Origin of the sequence: Hyphomicrobium sp. (assembly GCF_051860585.1) — a bacterium.
GTDB lineage: Bacteria > Pseudomonadota > Alphaproteobacteria > Rhizobiales > Hyphomicrobiaceae > Hyphomicrobium_C.
In genome coordinates, this window is the sequence record NZ_JBHYDS010000002.1 from 172,157 (window position 1) to 190,081 (window position 17,925).

Consider the following 17,925-nt stretch of genomic DNA (forward strand, 5'->3'; position numbering starts at 1 on the left):
AGGAGTGCATATCAAGGGGGCGCATGGGTTGAGCCAAACGCCCGGCGAAAAAAACAGGAGCCACCGATGTCTACCAAAGTAGTCGCCCCCATCATGCTCGCAGCGCTGACCGCGATGTCCGTGAGCGCATTCGCGGCGTCGCAGACCAAAACCGGCGACGTCAAATCCACCGATGCCGCCAAGCACGAATTGACGCTCGCCAACGGCGACACGTTTGAAGTCGGCAGCCACGTCAAGCTCGACAAGATCAAGGCCGGCGACAAAGTCGCGATCACCTTCGACACGAAGGACGGCAAGATGATCGCCTCGAAGGTTCATCTCTCTAAGTAACGCCCTGCCGCGACGGGAAAGAAAGTACGGAGAGACCCGATGTATACGATCAAGACGATTGGCACTGTTGCTCTTGCACTGGCGACGGGTGCGGGCGCTGCCTCAGCCGCCGGCGCAACGCACGAGGCCAAAGGGCGCATCGAGCACTTGAACCCGCGCGCCCAGCACCTCACGGTCGGCCAGCAGACTTATCGGTATGACCCCCGCGCGATGGGACAGGGCCTGCGCCGCGGTGAGCAAGTGCGCGTCGTCTATCGCGAGGCCCATGGCCATCGCTACGCCATCAAGATCCTCCCCGCCGTGTGATCCAAAGCTCACCGGTTGAGAGGGGGCGGGACGCACTAATCCCCCAGTGCCCCGCCCTTCTTTTTTCTAATACCCGGTCATCTCCAGATACCCTTCTCCCGCGTGCGACCCGGCAAAACGGATCGGCCCTTCCCAATAGGGAAACGTCGTGCCCATCCAGGCATCGGCATTGAGCGGCACCGTCTTGATCTTGAGCCCCCGGCTCTTCACCTCGACCTCCCACGCAATAGGAACCGTCCGGCCCGCGACGCGGCGCGTCTCGCCCGGCGTCAGCACGATATCGCCGCTTGCGAGCGGCAGCACGGCGCCGTCGCGTCCAATCCAGTTTCCGGATCGGTAGAAATCACCCGCCGCGCCGCGGAGCTGGAACAGCATCAGTTTCTCCCCGCCCGGCAGATGTAGCGACAGCCAGTCCCAGCCTTTCTGTTCGGCCGCGAGCGGCTGGCTGCTCCACTCGCGATCCATCCACGCCGTCCCCGTAACGGCGACATCGCGCCCATCGAGCGTCAGCATGCCCGCGACGTCGAAATAGGGTTGGCTGAAATAGTAGGAGGCCTGTCCGCGATCCGACTTGCGGCTGTAGCCGCGCTCGCCTTGCAGCACCGGCGCGCGATCGGTCTTGAGCGTCAAAGCATAGGAGAAATCTTTCCCCCTCGCCGACAGCTTCGCTACCCGCATCGCCGTATCCGCTTTGTCGACGCTCTCGAACGACCAGTCGTCGATCCAGGCCTGGAACGGTTGGGCAGTAACACCCGCCTGTCCGACGCCGCCGCGCGCCAGCGTTTCCGAGAAGCGATGCGCAGCCGCGCTCGTCACTGCCGCGTGCCCCATCCAGACCTGCTGGTTCGCCCAGCCGTTGCGCTGCGGCCCTGGCTCGAGCGCTTGCCGGAAGAGCGTCCATTGCACGCCGTAGGCGGCGCCATCCTTGTCTTTGAGGTTGGCGGTCACATACCACCACTCGATGCGATAATCCGGATGCGCACCGAAATCGGCCGGAAACGCCATAACACGCCCCGGCACGACGGCCGCAAATCCGGCCGCGTCATCGCCAAGCCCTGCAAATCCTCCGGCCGCCACGCGCTCGCCGCCCCACACGACGAGGAGCAGCACGGCCGCAGCGATGCCCCGTCTAACGCTCATTGGCGAACACCTTGAGCAGATCCTGCGGCGCGGTGCGCCCCAGCCGCACGACCGGAATGATCGCCGCGACGAAGGCCGTGAGTAGCGCCATCGTGAAAATCAGCGCCCACTGCGACGGAAAAACGTGGAACGGCAGCCGCCAGCCGAACGCCTGCACGTTGACGATGGCCACGAGACACCACGCGAGCACGAGCCCCAGCGGGATCGCGAGCACGGCTGTCACCGCCGCAAGCAGCAGCAACTTGCCGACTTCAAGATCCCCGAGCCGCCGCCGCGTCACACCCAGCGCCCACACTGGCGCGACCTGCGCCAGCCGCACGCCGCTGAGCGTCAGCAGGCTCGCGAACAGCGCCACGCCCGAGACAAGCAGCGTCAGCGTATTGAGCGCGCCGGTCACGGCGAACGTGCGTTCGAAGATTTGCTTCGACATCGCCTTGAGCGCCGCTTGATCCACCACCCGCGAAAGCTTGGCGCCGAACGCAGTCTGCATGTCGCGGATCAGGGCGTTCGATCCCCCGGGCGCGACGCGCAGGCTGTAGCTCGTCCGCCTCGCATCCGGCCAATGTGCGACAAGCGCATCGACATTGACGCGCACCTGTCCCTTCGGATTGCCGTAGTCCGGGTACAGCCCGACGATGGGAACGCGCCAGCTATCGCGCGCCGTCGGAAGTTCGATCGCATCGCCGAGACCGAGCCGCGTCCGCCGCGCCAACTGTTCGCTGACAAGCGCGCCTTTTCCGTCGCGCACCGCATCCCAGGCGCCGGGCGACTGCGCGAGCAGAGTGAAATGATCGCGATAGGTGGCGTGATCGCGCGTGCCGAACACGTCCACCGGCCAGCCCGCAATCCGCGTCTCTGCTTTCCACACCGGCAGAACGGCGGTGACATCAGGCCGCCGTCCTAGCCACGCTTCGATCTCACGCGCTTCCGAAACGCCCGCCGCATCGAAATAGACTTCCGAGTTCAGCCGCTCGTCCAACCACGCCGTGAACGTCTTGCGGAATCCTTCGACCATCGTGCCGACACCCACATTGGCCGCAAGCGCGAGCAGCAACGCCATCAGCGCCAGCGAAAGCCCCGACAGCTGCTGGCGCGTATCCGCCCAGAACCACTGCGCCAGCGCGCCGGACGCCTGCCGCTCCCCCAACCTCAGTACGCCGGAGAGCACGAGCGGCAACAAGAGCGCGGACCCAAGCAAAATGCCCGCGATCACGGTGAACCCCGCTTCCAAACCGGTCCCGCCAAGATAGGCCGCACCCGCGATCGCCAGCGCGAGCACACCCGCCGCGCCTTGCCGCTTGAGCTGGAGCCGATGGGTTTCGCGCCACGCCAAAGGCTTCGCAATCGCCAGCACGGGCATGCGCGCAATCCTGAACAACCCCGCGGCATACGCGACCAACGCCCCGGCCAACGCCATCCCGATCCCGGACAACCACCAGCGCGCATCGAGTGCGAGCTGCCCGCCGACATGCGCGCCGTAAAGACCTTGCAGGCTTGCAGCAACATCCGGCAGCAGCGCGGCCGCGATCAAATAACCGCCCGCGACGCCGAGCGCGCCGGTCACCAATGCGAACAGGACAGCCTCGCCGACATGCGCGGCGATGAGTGTCTTGAGCGAGACGCCGACCGCCCGCAGCGTCCGCACTGTGGCGAGCCGCTGCTCGAACGCCAGCCCGATCGACGCGTGCACGATGAAAAGCCCCACGATGAACGCAAGAAAACCGAACGCCGTCAGGTTGAGATGGAAGCTGTCGGTCAGCCGCGCGAGGTCGCCGGCCTCCTCGGCCTTTTCGATCCTGAGTGTCTCCCGCAAGGTGGGCGGCAACGCGCGCGTCTCGACATCCCCTCCGCGCAGAGTGAGCCGCGACAACTGCCCCGGCCGCCCAAGCACGGCCTGCGCCTGTCCGATATCCACCACGAGCAATCCGGGCGCGACCGCATCCGAGACGGCCAATGGCGGCAAGTTCCGTCCCGTCTCCGTTCCCGGCTGCGCACCCGCCGCGACGTCGAGTTCGACCAGCGTCTCGGGCGCGACGAGCGTGCGGCCCGGTGCTCTCAAAAAGCCCTCAAGATCGACAGTCGTCGCGAGGCCGCCAACTGCAGATCCCTTCGGGCTCGTCAGCGGCTCGATGCCGATCAGCCGATACGAAACGCCGCGAATACGCACCGTGCCTTCGAGCACCGGCGACACAGGCCAGCCCGCGCGGCGCAGCGCCACGTAGCTCTGTTGCGGAATGAAGGAACTCCGCGACGCGACGAGGCTCGCCGCTCCCGCGTCGCCGAAGACGGCGGCAGCCTTGTCGTAGCTGGTGCGCGCCTGCGCGTTGAGCGCCGCCACGCCGCTCCAGAGCGCCGTCGCGATGGCGAGCCCGATCACGAGGGTAGCGAGGTTCATCGGATGGCGACGCCAATGGCTCAGCAGCGTCGCGAACGTCCAGAGCGCTTCGCTCATGGCATCACCAATACGCCCTTGGCAAGCGTCACCTGCCGGTCGAGGCGTCGCGCCAGGCGCGTGGAGTGCGTCACCATCAGAAATCCGCAGCCCGTCGCCGCGATGAGATCGAGCGCCAGCCCCAGCACGTCGTCGCCGGTCGCCTCGTCGAGATTTCCGGTCGGCTCGTCGGCGAGGAGAAGTTGCGGCTTGACGGCGAGCGCGCGCCCGATCGCGACACGCTGCTGCTGCCCACCCGAAAGCTGCTCGGGATAACGCTGCTCCAAGCCTTCGAGACCCAGCCGCGCCACAAGCTCGCTCTGCCACGCCGCATCGAACCGCCCCGCGATGCGCGCCTGGAAGGCGAGATTTCCCGCCACCGTCAGGCTCGGCACGAGATTGAACTGCTGGAACACGATCCCGACCCGCTCGCGCCGGAGCACCGAACGGTCCGCGTCGCCCTGCCCCGTGACGCGCACGCCATCGAGCACGATCTCTCCGGCATCCGCGTCGTCGAGACCGCCGACAAGGTGAAGGAGGGTACTCTTGCCGCTGCCGGACTCGCCGAGTAGTGCCAGGCTCTCTCCGCGCGCGAGCGTGAGATCGACGCCGCGCAACACGGGCACCGGCCCCTGCGGCGAAGGATAGGATTTATGGACCCCCGACACCCGAAGCAGCGGAGACGCGGCGGGCGGCGCACGATCCGTTTGCTGCGGCACATCGAGAAGGGTCACTTTGACGTCCCGGAGATGGGCGAGGTCCCGGCGGTGAACGAGGCCCCGGCGGTGAAGCGGTCGAAATCGGCCTGCGTGTCGATATCCGCGAACAGCGTCGCATCGTCGAAGACCACATCAAGCCGCTCTCCACCCAGTGTGTCCAGCAGAGACTTCCCGCCTCGCGCACCGTTGAGCCCGGCCAGCGCCGCAAATGCGGATCGCGGCCACAGCACCGGATTCCGCTGCGCGCCGTCGCTCGTGACCGGCACGACAATCTTGTGGCCACCATGCGCTTCGAATTCATGCGCAAGGCAGCGGAACAGGGCATCCGTCAGGTTGGGAAGATCGCCGGGCACGATGAAGACGCCGTCGGCGTTGTCTCGCACGAGCCGCACGCCGGCCGCGATCGATCCGCCCATCCCCTCGTCCCAAACCGGGTTCGCCACAAACCGAACGGGCAAGCGGTCGAGAGCCTGCACATAAGCGTCATGCTCCGCACCCGTGACGACAATCACGTCGTCGATGCCCGCGTCCAAAATGTGCAGCGCCACGCGGCGCACGAGAGGCATGCCACCGATTCCGGCCAGCAGCTTGTTGTCAGGCCCGAAGCGGCGCGACGCCCCTCCGGCAAGCAGCACGGCGGCGAGCCTGGCGCGCGGCGCGTCGGTCGAAGTCATAGTGCACTTGCCATGTCAGGCTCCGTGCCGGGCCTTGATCAACGCCGCGAGAATGGAAACCGCGATCTCACCCGGTCCCTTGGCGCCGATGCGAAGACCGACCGGCGCATCGACGCGGGCGATCTCGTCGTCAGACATCCCGGCCGCACTGAGACGCGCGACACGCTTCTCGTGCGTGCGGCGTGAACCGAGCGCACCGACATAGAAGCAAGGCGAACGAAGCGCCAGCAGTAGCGTCTCGTCGTCGAGCCGCGCTTCGTGCGCGAGCGTCACCACCGCAGTGCGGACGTCGAGGCCGAGCGCAGGAAGCGCAAGCTCAGGCCAGTCGTGACTGAGCGGCACGCCCGCGAACCGCTCGGCGGTCGAAAACGCCGTCCGCGGGTCGACGACCGTGACCTGGAATCCGAGCCGGGTGGCGAGATCGGCAAGCACCTGCGCGATATGGCCGGCACCGACAAGGATGACGCGAACCGGCGGTGCCAGCGCGTTGAGGAAACGGCGCGCTCCCGGCGTTTCATCGAGTAGGCATTCACCGGACGCGAGATTGGCCGCAACATCCGCGCCGAATGTGGCGGCATCGCCGTGAATCACACGCCGGCCGCTTTCAAGATCGGTCTCAACCACCAGCAGCGCCCGCGACGCCCGCGCGGCAAGAACCGTATCGAGATAGCGCGCGTCATCCGCGCCCGAGAGCCGTTCGACGAGCACCTCGATCTTGCCGCCGCAGGGCAGTCCGACATGCCAGGCCGTCTCATCCGAGACGCCGTACGCCAGCACCTTCGGCTGGCCCGCCACGACGCTCGCGGCCTCGGTGATCACGGCGGCCTCGACGCACCCGCCGGAAACCGATCCCTCGAAGCGGTCCTCCGGCCCGATGACGAGTTGGCCGCCGACAGGCACGGGAAACGATCCCGACGTCTTGATCACGGTCGCGATTGCGACCGTGCCGTACTGATCGAGCCAGCGGCGCGCAACGGTGACCGCATCGCGGTCGGCCGCATCGCGGTCGGAGAGCGCTTCGCCAGCTTGGCCATCGGCATGCAATAGGCCGGCATCCGGCATGTCATCTACCCCAGTTTCAATCCGACATCGAACGGCAGCACGCGCACGCGCTGACCTGTCCCCGCGGCGATTGCGTTGGCGACCGCAGGCCCGACCGGGGGAACGCCCGGCTCGCCAATCCCCGTCGGCGCTTCAGTGGACGGCACGATATGGACCTCCACATGCGGCATCTCGTTGATGCGGAGCACTTCGTAACTGTCGAAGTTGCCCTGCTCGACGACGCCGTCCTTCATGGTCACCTTGCTGTGGAGGACGGCACCCAGACCGAATCCCACGCCGCCTTCCACCTGCGCCTTGATGTTATCAGGATTGACGGCGAGGCCGCAATCGACCGCCGCCACCACGCGCTCGACCTTGGGCTTGCCATCGACGAGGCGAACCTCGGCCACTTCGGCGACAAAGCTCTTGAAGCTCTCGTGCACGGCCACGCCGCGGAACACGCCTTCGGGCGCCGGGGTGCCCCAGCCCGCCTTCTCCGCGGCGAGCTTCAACACGCCGGTGTGGCGCGGATGCTTGGTCAGAAGCGACAGCCGGAATTCCACCGGATCCTTGCCTGCCGCAACCGCGATCTCATCGATCATCGTCTCCATCACATAGGCCGTGTGCGTATGACCGACGGACCGCCACCACAACGGACGCGGACCGGCCGTGGTGCTGTGCAGCTCGACATGCATGTTGGGCACGTCGTAGGGCGTATCCGAAACGCCTTCGACGGACGTTCCATCGATCCCATCCTTCACGATCGCGCTTTCGAACGGCGTGCCCGTCGCAATCGACTGCCCGACGATGCGGTGATGCCAGCCGACGATCGCGCCGTCCTTGTCGAGCCCGACACGCACCTTGTGCACGTAGATGGGCCGGTAGTACCCGCCCTTGATGTCGTCCTCGCGCGTCCAGACCAGCTTGATCGGCTCGCTGCGCCCGGTCACCTTCACGATTTCGGCCGTTTCCGCGATGTAGTCGGAATCGTAGACGCCGCGACGGCCGAACGAGCCGCCCGCCCAGAGCGTGTTGATCGTCACGTCCTCGGGTTTGATGCCGAAGATCGCCGCCGTCACCGCCTGGTCGACGGTCTGAAGCTGAGAGCCCGTCCACAGCGTGGCCCGGCCATCCTTGAACTGCGCCACGCAATTCATCGGCTCCATCGGCGCGTGCGCGAGATAGGGAAACACGTACGACGCCTCGACCACCCGGTCGGCCTTGGCGAGCGCCGCGTCCGCGTCACCTTTCTTGGCGACGACACCCGGCGTCTCCGCAAGCTTTTGATACTCGGCGATCAGCGCATCCGTGCCGCGCATGTCGGCCTTGCTGTCGTCCCAGGTGATGTTGAGCAGCTCGCGGGCGCGGATCGCGGGATAGGTCGAAGTCGCGAGCACGGCCACGCCGCGCGAGGTCGTCACGACATCGACGACGCCCTTGACCGCGCGTGCCGCCTTGTCGTCCACCGACTTCACCACGCCGCCGAAGCGCGCCGGCCGCGCCAGCGTGGCGACGAGCATGCCCGGCATCTGCACATCCTGCGTGTAGATGCGCGCGCCCGTTGTCTTCGCCTTCGAGTCGAGGCGCGGGAACGACTTGCCAATGTAGGTGAATTGATCCGGGGTCTTGAGCGTGGGATCGGCCGGCACGGGAAAAGTCGCCGCGTCCTTCGCCAGCTCTCCGAGCGTCGCCGAGTTGGAACCCGACGTCACGACGCCCTTCGCGATTTTGACGCTCTCCGCCGCGACGCCCCAGCGCTTCGCCGCCGCCTGCACGATCATCGCGCGCGCCGCCGCGCCTGCCTTCCGGTACTGCTCGAAGGAGTTCGCAATGGCCGTCGATCCACCGGTGCCCTGCACGCCGAACGCAAAATTCTTGTAGAGCGCGACATTGGCCGGCGCGAATTCCGGAACGATCTGCGCCCAGTCCGCATCGAGTTCATCGGCCACGAGCGTCGAGAGACCGGTCGCGACGCCCTGCCCCTTGTCCTGATGCTTGATCAGCACCGTCACGACGTTATCGGGCGAGATCTGCACGAAGGGCGTGAAAATGCCGTCCGCTGTCTTCGACGCAGCGGCCGTTTCCGCAGCAGCCGGTGCGGTCTTGATCAACCCGCCGATGACGAGCCCTGCGCCCGTCCCGAGCGCGAGGCGCACGAACAAACGGCGGTCGAGCGGCAACGCCTCGCGGCGCGCTCCGGCAAAAGCGGGCAATTCATTGAGATCGATTGGTCCTAGCATCGCGCGTCCCTCCTCAGCCCTTCAATGTCGTTGCGGCGTCATGAATGGCCGTGCGAATTCTCTGATACGTATTGCACCGGCAGATGTTGCCGTTCATTGCGTTGTCGATGTCCGTCTCGGACGGAGCCGAAATCTCGCTGAGCAGCGCGACCGCGCTCATGATCTGTCCGGACTGGCAATACCCGCACTGCACGACGTCGAGCTTGACCCAGGCCTCCCGCACGGCTGACGCGACATCGCCGCCGAGCCCCTCGATCGTCGTCACCTCACGCCCGGCGACGTCGGACACCGGCGTCACACAGGCGCGAACCGGCTGCCCGTCGAGGTGCATGGTGCAGGCGCCACACTGCGCAACGCCGCAGCCGAACTTCGACCCGATCAGCCCCAACTCGTCACGGACCACCCAAAGCAAAGGGGTATCGTCCTCGGCCGTCACCGACACCTCGCGGCCGTTGATTTGAAACGTCGTCATGTGGAGATCCCTTTGTATTCACGGGCACTTCTTCATGGACACGACTGCCCCCAAGCCAGCAGACCGCAAGCATGCCCACCCGAGCGAGCGCGTCCGGCGCACGAACTGGGCATATGCGACCGGCGTGGCAATTTTTCCAGGGGCCGGAAATCACTTCTCTTTCCCGCGTCTTTACGGGGCGTTTGCCTAGAAATCCGGGCGCAGCACTTTCAATTCCCGCCGCGAGTTACATATGTGCGCGAGGCCCTCGCAGGAGATCTCCCGAATGACCGACAAGCTTTTCACGCCGCTCACGATCGGCACCATGACGCTGCCGAACCGTATTGTCATGGCGCCCCTTACGCGAAATCGCGCCGCCGAAGGCAATGTTCCGCACGACCTCAACGTCCAGTACTACGCCCAGCGCGCGACGGCGGGGCTCATCATTTCGGAAGGGACGCAGATCTCACCGGAAGGTCAGGGATACCTCGCCACGCCAGGTCTGCACGCCGACGAACAGGTCCTCGGCTGGCGCGCCGTCACGGACGCGGTGCACGCCAAGGGTGGCCACATCTTTGCCCAGCTCTGGCACGTCGGGCGCGTGTCCCATGCGTCTCTCCAGAAGTGGGAGCAGCCGCCCGTAGCGCCCTCGGCCATCACGGCCCGGACGCAAGTCTTCACGACCAAGGGCTTCGTCGACGCCTCCGCGCCCCGCGCCCTCGAAACGGAAGAAGTCGCCCGCGTCGTCGAGGACTATCGCAAGGCCGCCGAGAACGCCAGGATCGCCGGCTTCGACGGCGTCGAGTTGCACGCCGCCAACGGCTATCTCGTCGATCAGTTCCTGCGTGACGGCTCGAACAAGCGGCACGACTGCTACGGCGGCAGCGTCGAAAACCGCGTCCGCTTCCTGTCTGAAGTCTTGGCCGCGCTCATCACCGTCTTTCCCGCCACCCGCGTCGGCGTGCGCTTCAGTCCGTTCTCGAACTTTGCCGACATCGACGACAGCAACCCGATGGCGACCTTCGGCGCCGCCATCGCCCGCGCGAGCGAATTCGGCCTCGGCTATCTCCATCTCGTCGAAGGCCAGACCGGCGGCACGCGAGACCTGCCCGCAGGATCCGACATCCGGGCCCTGCGCAAGCTGTTCGCCGGCGCCTACCTCGCCAACAACGGCTACGACCGGGCGGCCGCCATCGACGCCGTCAACTCCGGCGCCGCCGACCTCATTGCGTTCGGCCGCCCGTTCATCGCCAATCCCGATCTCGTCACCCGCCTGACGCAGAATGCCCCCCTGAACGAGCCGATCCAGACCACGTTCTACGGCGGCGGAGCCGAAGGCTACACGGACTATCCAACTCTGGACGCGAAAGCCGCCTAGAGCATTTTCCGACGAAGTGGATACCGGTTCGTCGTAAGAAAATGCGACAAAACAAGAAACTAGAGCGTCCGATCCGATCTCGTCGGATCGGAAAACGCTCCCCAATTGCATCCAATACGGAACCAGTGTGCATCTACCGCGCCCATTGGTTCCGAGACGAAGCAATGGCATCTTCCTCCTCGAAACGGCGGCGCAGTTCGCGCCGCCAGCGAAAGGAGCAGAGCCATGATCACGGTTCGCAAAGGCAGCGACCGCGGCGCCAGCAACTTCGGCTGGCTCGACAGCAAGCACACGTTCTCGTTCGGTCACTACTACGACCCGGAGAACATGGGCTTCGGTACGCTGCGCGTCATCAACGAGGATGTCGTGTCGGGCGGCAAGGGCTTCGGCACGCATCCGCACGACAACATGGAGATCGTCTCCTACGTGCTCGAGGGCGCGCTCGCCCACAAGGACAGCATCGGCACCGGGTCGGTGATCCGCCCCGGAGACGTGCAGCGCATGACCGCCGGCACCGGCATCGCCCACAGCGAGTTCAACGCGTCGAGCAGCGACCCCGTCCACTTCCTGCAGATCTGGGTGCTGCCTGACAAGCGTGGACTTGCCCCGAGCTACGAGCAGAAATCGTTTCCGCCCGAAGAGCGCCAAGGCCGCTTGACGTTGGTCGGCGCGCGCGACGGCCGCGACGGCGCAGTGACGATCCACCAGGATCTCGATCTGTTCGTCGCCAACCTCGGCAAAGGCGATGCCGTGACGCACACCCTGCGCCCCCGCCGCAAGGCATGGGTGCAAGTCACGCGCGGCGAGGTCGTCATCAACGGCACGGTGATCGGCGCAGGCGACGCGGCCGCGCTGACCGACGAGACCGCCGTCAGCATCGGCGCCAACGACAACGCCGAGATCCTGCTGTTCGATCTCGCAGCATAAACACCCGCCGGAGCGGCTTCCAAACGCCGCTCCGGCGTCCTCCTCCTCACGACAATCCCGCCAACGGAAGGCACACCCCATGACTAAAGTTCTCGTTCTCTACTATTCGAGCTATGGCCACATCGAACGCATGGCCGAGGCGATCGCCGAAGGCGCGCGCGAAGCCGGCGCTTCGGCCGATGTGAAGCGCGTGCCGGAAATCGTGCCGCCGGACGTGGCCGAAAAGAGCGGCTTCAAGCTCAACCAGACAGCGCCCATTGCCACCGTCGACGACCTGGCGGGCTACGACGCGATCGTCTTCGGCACGCCGACACGCTTCGGCAACATGGCGGCGCAGATGAAAAACTTCCTCGACCAGACCGGCGGCCTCTGGTTCCAGGGCAAGCTGGTCGGCAAGGTCGGCTCGGTCTTCACGTCCACGGCCACTCAGCATGGCGGCCAGGAGAGCACGATCCTCTCGACCCACACCGTCCTGCTCCACCACGGCATGGTCGTCGTCGGCTTGCCCTATTCGTTCCAGGGTCAGACGATCCTGTCGGAAATCACCGGCGGCTCGCCGTACGGCGCCAGCACCATTGCCGCCTCGGACGGCTCGCGCCAGCCGAGCGAAAACGAATTGGCCGGCGCTCGCTTCCAGGGCCGGCACGTGGCCCAGATCGCAGCCAAGCTCGCCGCATAATCCAGCGCACGGAATCGCAGATGCCAGCGGCCGGGACGCAAGTTCGTTCCGGCCGCAAATGCGTCGGGGCAACCGCGAGAAATCGGCCACGTCCGCATAAAATCCCTGTATACCAGCGCTTTGCACGCTTGCGCGTGTCGGGCCGACTATGGAAAGCTTGCGACGCTCTGCCCAGAGACCGAGGAGCTTCGCTTGAAACGGAAAATCGCGGTCATTCTCGCGGCGGATATCGCCGGCTACAGTCGGCTGATCGCCGAGGATGAAGAAGAAACGCTCCGCCGCTTCGAGGGCTACCGCACCGTCTTCGCGGAGTTCGTCGAGCGCGGCGCCGGCCGCATTTTTAACACCGCCGGCGACGCCATCCTCGCCGAATTTCAGAGCGCCGTCGAAGCGGTGCGGTGCGCCGTCGACGTGCAGGAAAGCCTGAAGGCGCGCAATCTCGCCTACGCGCCGAGCCGCCACATGAACTTCCGCATCGGCATCACCATCGGCGATGTCGTCGAGCGCGAGGGCGGAGACTTGCTCGGCGACGGCGTCAACATCGCCGCGCGGCTCGAGTCCATCGCCCCGCCCGGCGGCATCTGCGTCTCGCGTTCAGTGCACGAGGCGGTCTCCGGCAAGATGGGCCTGCGCTTCGCCGATGCCGGGCCGCAGGCGTTGAAGAACATTCCCGAGCGCGTCCATGCCTACACGTTGGCCCTGGACGACGGCCCGGATACGCCTGTCGCCGTGACGAAGGTGGATCCGCCCGCGCCCTCCGCGTCCGCGCGGCCCCCACGCCCGAAGGGTCAGTCGAATTGGCTCAGCATCGTGCTCGCCCTCTCCGCGCTCGTGCTGGCCGGCGTCTACGCCTACGAATACCTGCCTAACTCGGTGCTCGAAAAAATCGGCCTCGCGAAGGAGCAGCCGCTCGATCTCGACAGCGGCCCGGCTCCGACCGCGGAAATAACGCCGGAGCCCGTCTCGCCGCCGCCGACGGCCAATCCTCCGGCGAAGACTGAGCCCGCACCGGAGCCACAACCGGAACCGGCACGCAAGACCGAGACGCCCGAACCAGCGCCCCAGCCTGAACCCGCGCCGCAGCCCGAACCGAAGAGCGCGCGCACGCCGCCCAATCCCCTCGCCTCACGCTACGTCCTGACCCGCCAGTGGAAGGACTGCCAGAACACCGAAAAGCCGGACGAGGCCGAGAAGGCGTGCAACGACCTCCTCGAAACGGGCGGGCTGGTCGATGAGGACTACGCCACCATCCATTATGCGCTCGGCCGCGCCCTTCGCGACAAGGGCGATCCGGACCAGGCCATCGAGCACTACGATGAATCGATCAAGCTGAACCCGACCCCCGACGCCTACAACCATCGCGGCGTCGCCTACTACGACAAGGGCAACTTTCAGTCCGCGATCAACGACTATACCGAGGCCTTGAGGCTGGCCCCGTCGATGGCGGACGCCATCAACAATCGCGCCTGGACGCGCTACAAGGCCGGCGACCTCACCACGGCCCTGCAGGATGCGAACCGCGCCATCGAGCTCGACGCCAACAAGGCGTACATGTTCGACACACGCGGACACATCCATGAGGCGCGCGGCTCCCGCAATGCCGCCATCAGCGACTATCGCAAAGCGCTCGCCCTGGACGGCTCGACCGACTCCAGCGCCGAGGGCCTGCGCCGCCTGGGCGTGAACTGAACCGGCGAACACGGAGTGTCCGACCCGGGTTGATGGGCTCGCCGTGCGCAGTAGCACGACCTCCAGCCGGCGCCGTTGTTCGACGCATCGGATCGGCCCGGCGCATAAGCGCTGCAAGCGCTTGCGCAAACAAAAAGGGTGCGAACCCGCGGTCCGCACCCTTCAATCTCGTCATCAAGTTGGCCGATGGCCCCGTCGCGCGAGCGCTAGAGAGTCGCGCGAGGGCTAGAGACCCGCGCCGACGCCCATCCCGAGCCCCGGAGGAGCACGGCGCGCCTGCTGACGTTGACCACCACCGCCTTGGTTGCGGCGCTGCGTGGCCTGCGCTGCACCCTTCTGACGCTTGCCCGTGTTCGGCCCGGCGCCTTCCTTGCGGTACGTGGGCAGCAACGGAGCGGCCATGCCAGGAGCCGACGGCGTGAAGTAGTACGTATCCGTCAGCGCGCTTTCTTCCCACGGCACCTGGCGGTTGGAGGTTTCCGTCTGAACGTCGAGGCGAACCTTGATCATCATCTGGTGAACGTCGAGGCCCGGCGTGCCCAGATGTTTGAGCAGCGCCTTCGTGAACGGGCTGTTGCGCCCGCCGCCGTCGTCCGAAACGTTGTTGGGCTGCGTCGCGTAAGCGCGGAAAATACCCGATGCGCCGCTCGTCGACGTCACGTTGACCTTTGAGATGCCGCGATGGAATGACAGCGAGCGAAGTTTCCGCGTCGCGCCGTCCTGCGCCACGATCTGCAATCCGAGTTCTTCCTTCGACGGCGTATTGCGGCACGCGTCGAGGAAGATCATGCCGAGCTTCGCCTTCTGCATCGGCTCGATCACCGCCGACATGTTCACGAGGTTGCTGTCCAGCGCCTCCTTGCTCGCGGCTTCGTCATCGACCTTGATCTCGGCCGGCATGTCGATCGGGATCAGGAAGTTTTCACCGCTGAGCGAGATGCCGTGACCGGCGTAGAAGAACAGGCCCTCGTCGCCCGGCTGAAGCTGCTCCGAAAAGTTCTCGAACGCCTCGTGCATCTGGTCGCGCGTCAGGTTCTGGCCGAGCATCACGTCGAACGAGAGCTTGCGCAGCTTGTCCGCCACGTCCGCCGCATCGTTCTGCGGGTTCGTGAGTTCGGAGACATGTTGATACGTCGAGTTGCCGATCACGAGCGCAAGACGCCGCCCGGCCGCATCGGCCGGAGCGGCACCGCCGGCCAAGGCAGCCAGTGCAATCGTCAGGATGGAATACGAAATCGTGCGAGTCCGCATGACACTATCCTCTCGATAAGCCGCTCAGGGCTGTGCTCACTGGTTCGGGTCGGTGCCCAGGGTCTTGCTGACGGACGCCGTCTTGTCCGTCACATTGATGATCTGCACCCGGCGATTGACGCTGGCATAGGGTGCCTGCTTGTCCTTGAGCCGCTCGGCGCCGTAACCGACAACCATGACGTTGCTCTCAGCTACATCGAACTTTTCGGCGAGGTATTTCCGGACCGCGTCCGCACGCTTCTCGGACAGCGAGAGATTGTATTCGTTGCGTCCCTTCGCATCCGTGTGCCCCGCGACCATGATCGAGGCGCCCTTGAGGGAGTCGTCCTTCAGCGCCGTGCCCAACGCATCGAGCGAGGCCTTCGACTTGCTCGAAATGTTGGCGGAGCCGAAGTCGAAATAGATCACGAAATCGAGCGAGGGCTTGTCGCTCACCGCTTCGGCAAGCTGTTGGCGCTCAGGCACCGACAATCCGCGCGAGGCTGCCTTTGTCTTGAGGTCGTCGATCACCTGCGCCTTTTCGATGTCCGCCTTGCTGGGCTTGACCGAAAGACCGCGCGTCTTGCGCGGCTTCAGCGCTTCGATGATCTGCTGAACCGACGGCGTCGCTTCGGCGCTTGCCGCGCCGGTCGATGAGGAAGACACAAACGAAAGGGAGAGGGCTGCCACAGCGCCGCAAGTCAAGGCTCGCGACCAGAAAACGTGTGTCGACATCGGAACCTCCAATAAATCAGTCATCAGCATATCCCAGAGCGTAATCGCTTGCCAGTGCTGATACTGCTCGACAAATCCTAACCGCGGCGATTTCGGTTAACACCGCCACAGCTTGTTCCCTAAGGCACCACAGGCCCTTAGCCCCGGCTGTTCCCTGCGTTACACCCTTCAAAAATCAACAAACTTTTCCGGCCCGCCGTCCCCCGCGGGGAGGACCCTGAGCGCAAAAAAAAGACGGGCACGCGATGGCGCACCCGTCTGGATCTGTCCGCAGCGATCGCCAGCTACTGCAGTTTGAACGATACGCCGAGGCGTCCGCCAACCGTGTTCTGGTCGCCCGAAAACTCGGTGTACACGGCGGCTCCGTAGGTCCAAGGCCCTTGGACGTAATCGTAGCCGGCTTCGAGGAGGCCGTAGTTGTTATCCTGCTCGAAGTCGGCCGTGAAGTCGCCGCGCACTTCGATGTCCTCGCCGAACACGTTCTTGTAGCCAGCCGCGAAGTAGGGCCGGGCGACGCCGCCGTCCATCTCGATGATCGTGAACACGGTGCCCTTGATGCCGGCGTTCCAGCCCTCGGCGTGTCCCTTGATGGTGTTGGCGGTCCCGGGAAGGGTGAAGCGATCGCCCTCGATGTCGTAGGAGCCAAGGTTGACGCGAGTGTCGAACTTCCAGCCGCCCGCCATATCCCAGGTGTAACCCATCACGCTGTTCGAGTAGTAGCCGGAGATGTCGTAGTTGTAGGATCCGCCTGCGTTCCGGCCATCGGCATCGCCCGAGAGGCCGATGAGGAGCGACATGCTGTAGTAGTTGCCCTTGGACCAGAGATAGCTGCCGCCGTAGATGAAGGCGTCGATCTCGTTCTTGAAGGTCTTGGCCTCGTCGTCCTGCGTCAGCGTGTTGTAGCCGAGCAGGCCGCTGACGCGGACCTTTCCGCCGAACCATGTGCCAGGGAGATCGTAGCTGGCGTTACCGAAGAACGAGGCTTCGTCCGTATCGAACTCCGGCGTTGTTCCGCCGCCGCCCTTGATCGTCAGCCCGTCATGATTGGTGTGCCGCAAACGGCCGGTGGGCGCAGCGAAGGCGGCGAAGGCGCCGACATTGAGCTGCTGGTTGATCATCGCGTCGCCGATCCCGCTCAGCGAGCTTCCCAACTGTGTGGCAACGTTGGCTGTCTCACCGCACTCCGGATAATCGACAAAAATGCCGGGCGAGACCTCGTAGCCGAAACAATGGCCGAGCTGCGCTTGCGCGGCCCCCGGCGCCAGCGCAACGAATGCAAGCGCAGCGATGCCGCCGCCAAATGCCTTAGTGTAAATGCCCCGTATCATATGTCCGTCCCCATGCACCGATGTGCGCCAGACCGAGAAAAGCCCCTCCGACTCAGTTAGCGCGATTCCCGACATTCGAAAGTCGCAATGCGACGACTGACGATGTGTCCACAGTCGTTTAAATGAGACTGTTGCGAAACTGCAACCGGCCGACACCGTTGAAAAATCGACGTGCCCCCTGCTCCGCCCCATCGCGCGCCCCGACGTCCACACGCTCTGTCGAGCGGTCCACGGATGAACGTAGACTTACCGAGGCGATCTTCGAAAGATTAATTCGACGTCAGATGATGCGACCACGTCGATTGATTCGCTATTGTTGCATAGGCGCAACCGAGCCAAACAAAGCAAGCGAAGCCGATTGGGGAAGCGGCCAGGGGCCCAACGGCCGTATTCGGTCTATTCGGGCCGCCCCCCTCCCGACGAATGGCGTCAAAGAGGGCGGGGGTGAAATGAACCCCTGGCGCGCCCCGCAGTCTAATCCATCCTGCCGTCGCCTTAAATGACAAGCCGCGGCCCGCACCGGCCGCCCGCCTTCGTATGCGCCAATCCTTGGGATAGCCCGTTGGGGACGCAGGAGGGGCCGTTCAGAATCGCGCTACAACCTTGCGAGGCGCGACGCAATTTTCC

General features: G+C 65.2%; 15 protein-coding genes and 1 pseudogene. 6 read left to right on the forward strand and 10 right to left on the reverse strand.

What is annotated here, in order from left to right; genetic code table 11:
• Positions 1-66: 66 nt before the first annotated feature.
• Together ACTIFK_RS03665 and ACTIFK_RS03670 are read left to right on the forward strand one after the other, a co-directional pair.
• On the forward strand, positions 67-330 hold the full coding sequence (locus ACTIFK_RS03665; RefSeq protein ID WP_439541694.1) for a DUF1344 domain-containing protein: 264 nt from the start codon (positions 67-69) through the stop codon (positions 328-330).
• Between the two features lie 39 nt (positions 331-369).
• The gene (locus ACTIFK_RS03670) at positions 370-636 is read left to right on the forward strand and encodes a hypothetical protein (RefSeq protein WP_439541695.1); all 267 of its coding nucleotides are present in this window, start codon (positions 370-372) and stop codon (positions 634-636) included.
• Between the two features lie 66 nt (positions 637-702).
• Here ACTIFK_RS03670 and ACTIFK_RS03675 read toward each other — a convergent pair whose 3' ends face one another.
• The 7 genes and pseudogenes from ACTIFK_RS03675 to ACTIFK_RS03705 all read right to left on the reverse strand — a co-directional run bounded on the left by ACTIFK_RS03675 (position 703) and on the right by ACTIFK_RS03705 (position 9,353).
• On the reverse strand, positions 703-1,776 hold the full coding sequence (locus tag ACTIFK_RS03675) for a lipocalin-like domain-containing protein (protein WP_439541696.1): 1,074 nt from the start codon (positions 1,774-1,776) through the stop codon (positions 703-705).
• Positions 1,766-4,228, reverse strand: coding sequence for an FtsX-like permease family protein (locus ACTIFK_RS03680; protein ID WP_439541697.1), 2,463 nt, complete (start codon positions 4,226-4,228; stop codon positions 1,766-1,768). The genes ACTIFK_RS03675 and ACTIFK_RS03680 overlap by 11 nt, the downstream gene beginning before the upstream one ends.
• A 146-nt stretch (positions 4,229-4,374) precedes the next feature.
• Positions 4,375-4,941: pseudogene (locus ACTIFK_RS03685) on the reverse strand (ABC transporter ATP-binding protein); the annotation flags it as partial.
• Complete coding sequence (locus ACTIFK_RS03690) at positions 4,938-5,600, reverse strand: nucleotidyltransferase family protein (RefSeq protein WP_439541698.1); 663 nt, start codon at positions 5,598-5,600, stop codon at positions 4,938-4,940. The pseudogene ACTIFK_RS03685 and the gene ACTIFK_RS03690, both read right to left, overlap by 4 nt.
• Before the next feature lie 15 nt (positions 5,601-5,615).
• The gene (locus tag ACTIFK_RS03695) at positions 5,616-6,662 is read right to left on the reverse strand and encodes an XdhC family protein (protein ID WP_439541699.1); all 1,047 of its coding nucleotides are present in this window, start codon (positions 6,660-6,662) and stop codon (positions 5,616-5,618) included.
• Between the two features lie 5 nt (positions 6,663-6,667).
• On the reverse strand, positions 6,668-8,881 hold the full coding sequence (locus tag ACTIFK_RS03700; RefSeq protein WP_439541700.1) for a molybdopterin cofactor-binding domain-containing protein: 2,214 nt from the start codon (positions 8,879-8,881) through the stop codon (positions 6,668-6,670).
• Positions 8,882-8,894: 13 nt separating this feature from the next.
• Complete coding sequence (locus ACTIFK_RS03705; protein WP_439541701.1) at positions 8,895-9,353, reverse strand: (2Fe-2S)-binding protein; 459 nt, start codon at positions 9,351-9,353, stop codon at positions 8,895-8,897.
• A gap of 265 nt (positions 9,354-9,618) precedes the next feature.
• Between ACTIFK_RS03705 and ACTIFK_RS03710 the strand changes: the two genes are divergently transcribed.
• The 4 genes from ACTIFK_RS03710 to ACTIFK_RS03725 all read left to right on the forward strand — a co-directional run bounded on the left by ACTIFK_RS03710 (position 9,619) and on the right by ACTIFK_RS03725 (position 14,005).
• Entirely contained in the window at positions 9,619-10,710 is a 1,092-nt protein-coding gene (locus ACTIFK_RS03710; RefSeq protein WP_439541702.1) for an alkene reductase, read from the forward strand.
• A gap of 225 nt (positions 10,711-10,935) precedes the next feature.
• Positions 10,936-11,637 carry a pirin family protein gene (locus ACTIFK_RS03715; RefSeq protein WP_439541703.1) on the forward strand — a complete coding sequence of 234 codons (702 nt, stop codon included), beginning with the start codon at positions 10,936-10,938 and terminating at the stop codon, positions 11,635-11,637.
• A 79-nt stretch (positions 11,638-11,716) separates the two neighbouring features.
• A complete protein-coding gene (wrbA, locus tag ACTIFK_RS03720) occupies positions 11,717-12,316 on the forward strand; it encodes an NAD(P)H:quinone oxidoreductase (RefSeq protein ID WP_439541704.1) in 600 nt (199 codons plus the stop codon).
• 192 nt (positions 12,317-12,508) lie between these two features.
• Positions 12,509-14,005: a tetratricopeptide repeat protein gene (locus ACTIFK_RS03725; RefSeq protein WP_439541705.1), complete on the forward strand. Its 1,497-nt coding sequence runs from the start codon at positions 12,509-12,511 to the stop codon at positions 14,003-14,005.
• Positions 14,006-14,230: 225 nt separating this feature from the next.
• Here ACTIFK_RS03725 and ACTIFK_RS03730 read toward each other — a convergent pair whose 3' ends face one another.
• From ACTIFK_RS03730 to ACTIFK_RS03740, 3 genes are all read right to left on the reverse strand, one after another.
• A complete protein-coding gene (locus ACTIFK_RS03730; protein WP_439541706.1) occupies positions 14,231-15,256 on the reverse strand; it encodes a caspase family protein in 1,026 nt (341 codons plus the stop codon).
• A gap of 36 nt (positions 15,257-15,292) precedes the next feature.
• Entirely contained in the window at positions 15,293-15,970 is a 678-nt protein-coding gene (locus ACTIFK_RS03735; RefSeq protein ID WP_439541707.1) for an OmpA family protein, read from the reverse strand.
• A gap of 284 nt (positions 15,971-16,254) precedes the next feature.
• Positions 16,255-17,298 (reverse strand): hypothetical protein, encoded by a 1,044-nt coding sequence (locus ACTIFK_RS03740; RefSeq protein ID WP_439541708.1) that lies wholly within the window; start codon positions 17,296-17,298, stop codon positions 16,255-16,257.
• Positions 17,299-17,925: the final 627 nt, after the last annotated feature.

Bases quoted from the DNA above. Each gene is read 5' to 3' on its own strand.
- ACTIFK_RS03695 (WP_439541699.1), bottom strand. From the start codon at position 6,662: ATGCCGGATGCCGGCCTATTGCATGCCGATGGCCAAGCTGGCGAAGCG.
- ACTIFK_RS03735 (WP_439541707.1), bottom strand. From the start codon at position 15,970: ATGTCGACACACGTTTTCTGGTCGCGAGCCTTGACTTGCGGCGCTGTG.
- ACTIFK_RS03705 (WP_439541701.1), bottom strand. From the start codon at position 9,353: ATGACGACGTTTCAAATCAACGGCCGCGAGGTGTCGGTGACGGCCGAG.
- ACTIFK_RS03670 (WP_439541695.1), top strand. From the start codon at position 370: ATGTATACGATCAAGACGATTGGCACTGTTGCTCTTGCACTGGCGACG.
- wrbA (WP_439541704.1), top strand. From the start codon at position 11,717: ATGACTAAAGTTCTCGTTCTCTACTATTCGAGCTATGGCCACATCGAA.
- ACTIFK_RS03715 (WP_439541703.1), top strand. From the start codon at position 10,936: ATGATCACGGTTCGCAAAGGCAGCGACCGCGGCGCCAGCAACTTCGGC.
- ACTIFK_RS03740 (WP_439541708.1), bottom strand. From the start codon at position 17,298: ATGATACGGGGCATTTACACTAAGGCATTTGGCGGCGGCATCGCTGCG.
- ACTIFK_RS03665 (WP_439541694.1), top strand. From the start codon at position 67: ATGTCTACCAAAGTAGTCGCCCCCATCATGCTCGCAGCGCTGACCGCG.
- ACTIFK_RS03730 (WP_439541706.1), bottom strand. From the start codon at position 15,256: ATGCGGACTCGCACGATTTCGTATTCCATCCTGACGATTGCACTGGCT.
- ACTIFK_RS03690 (WP_439541698.1), bottom strand. From the start codon at position 5,600: ATGACTTCGACCGACGCGCCGCGCGCCAGGCTCGCCGCCGTGCTGCTT.
- ACTIFK_RS03680 (WP_439541697.1), bottom strand. From the start codon at position 4,228: ATGAGCGAAGCGCTCTGGACGTTCGCGACGCTGCTGAGCCATTGGCGT.
- ACTIFK_RS03675 (WP_439541696.1), bottom strand. From the start codon at position 1,776: ATGAGCGTTAGACGGGGCATCGCTGCGGCCGTGCTGCTCCTCGTCGTG.
- ACTIFK_RS03710 (WP_439541702.1), top strand. From the start codon at position 9,619: ATGACCGACAAGCTTTTCACGCCGCTCACGATCGGCACCATGACGCTG.
- ACTIFK_RS03700 (WP_439541700.1), bottom strand. From the start codon at position 8,881: ATGCTAGGACCAATCGATCTCAATGAATTGCCCGCTTTTGCCGGAGCG.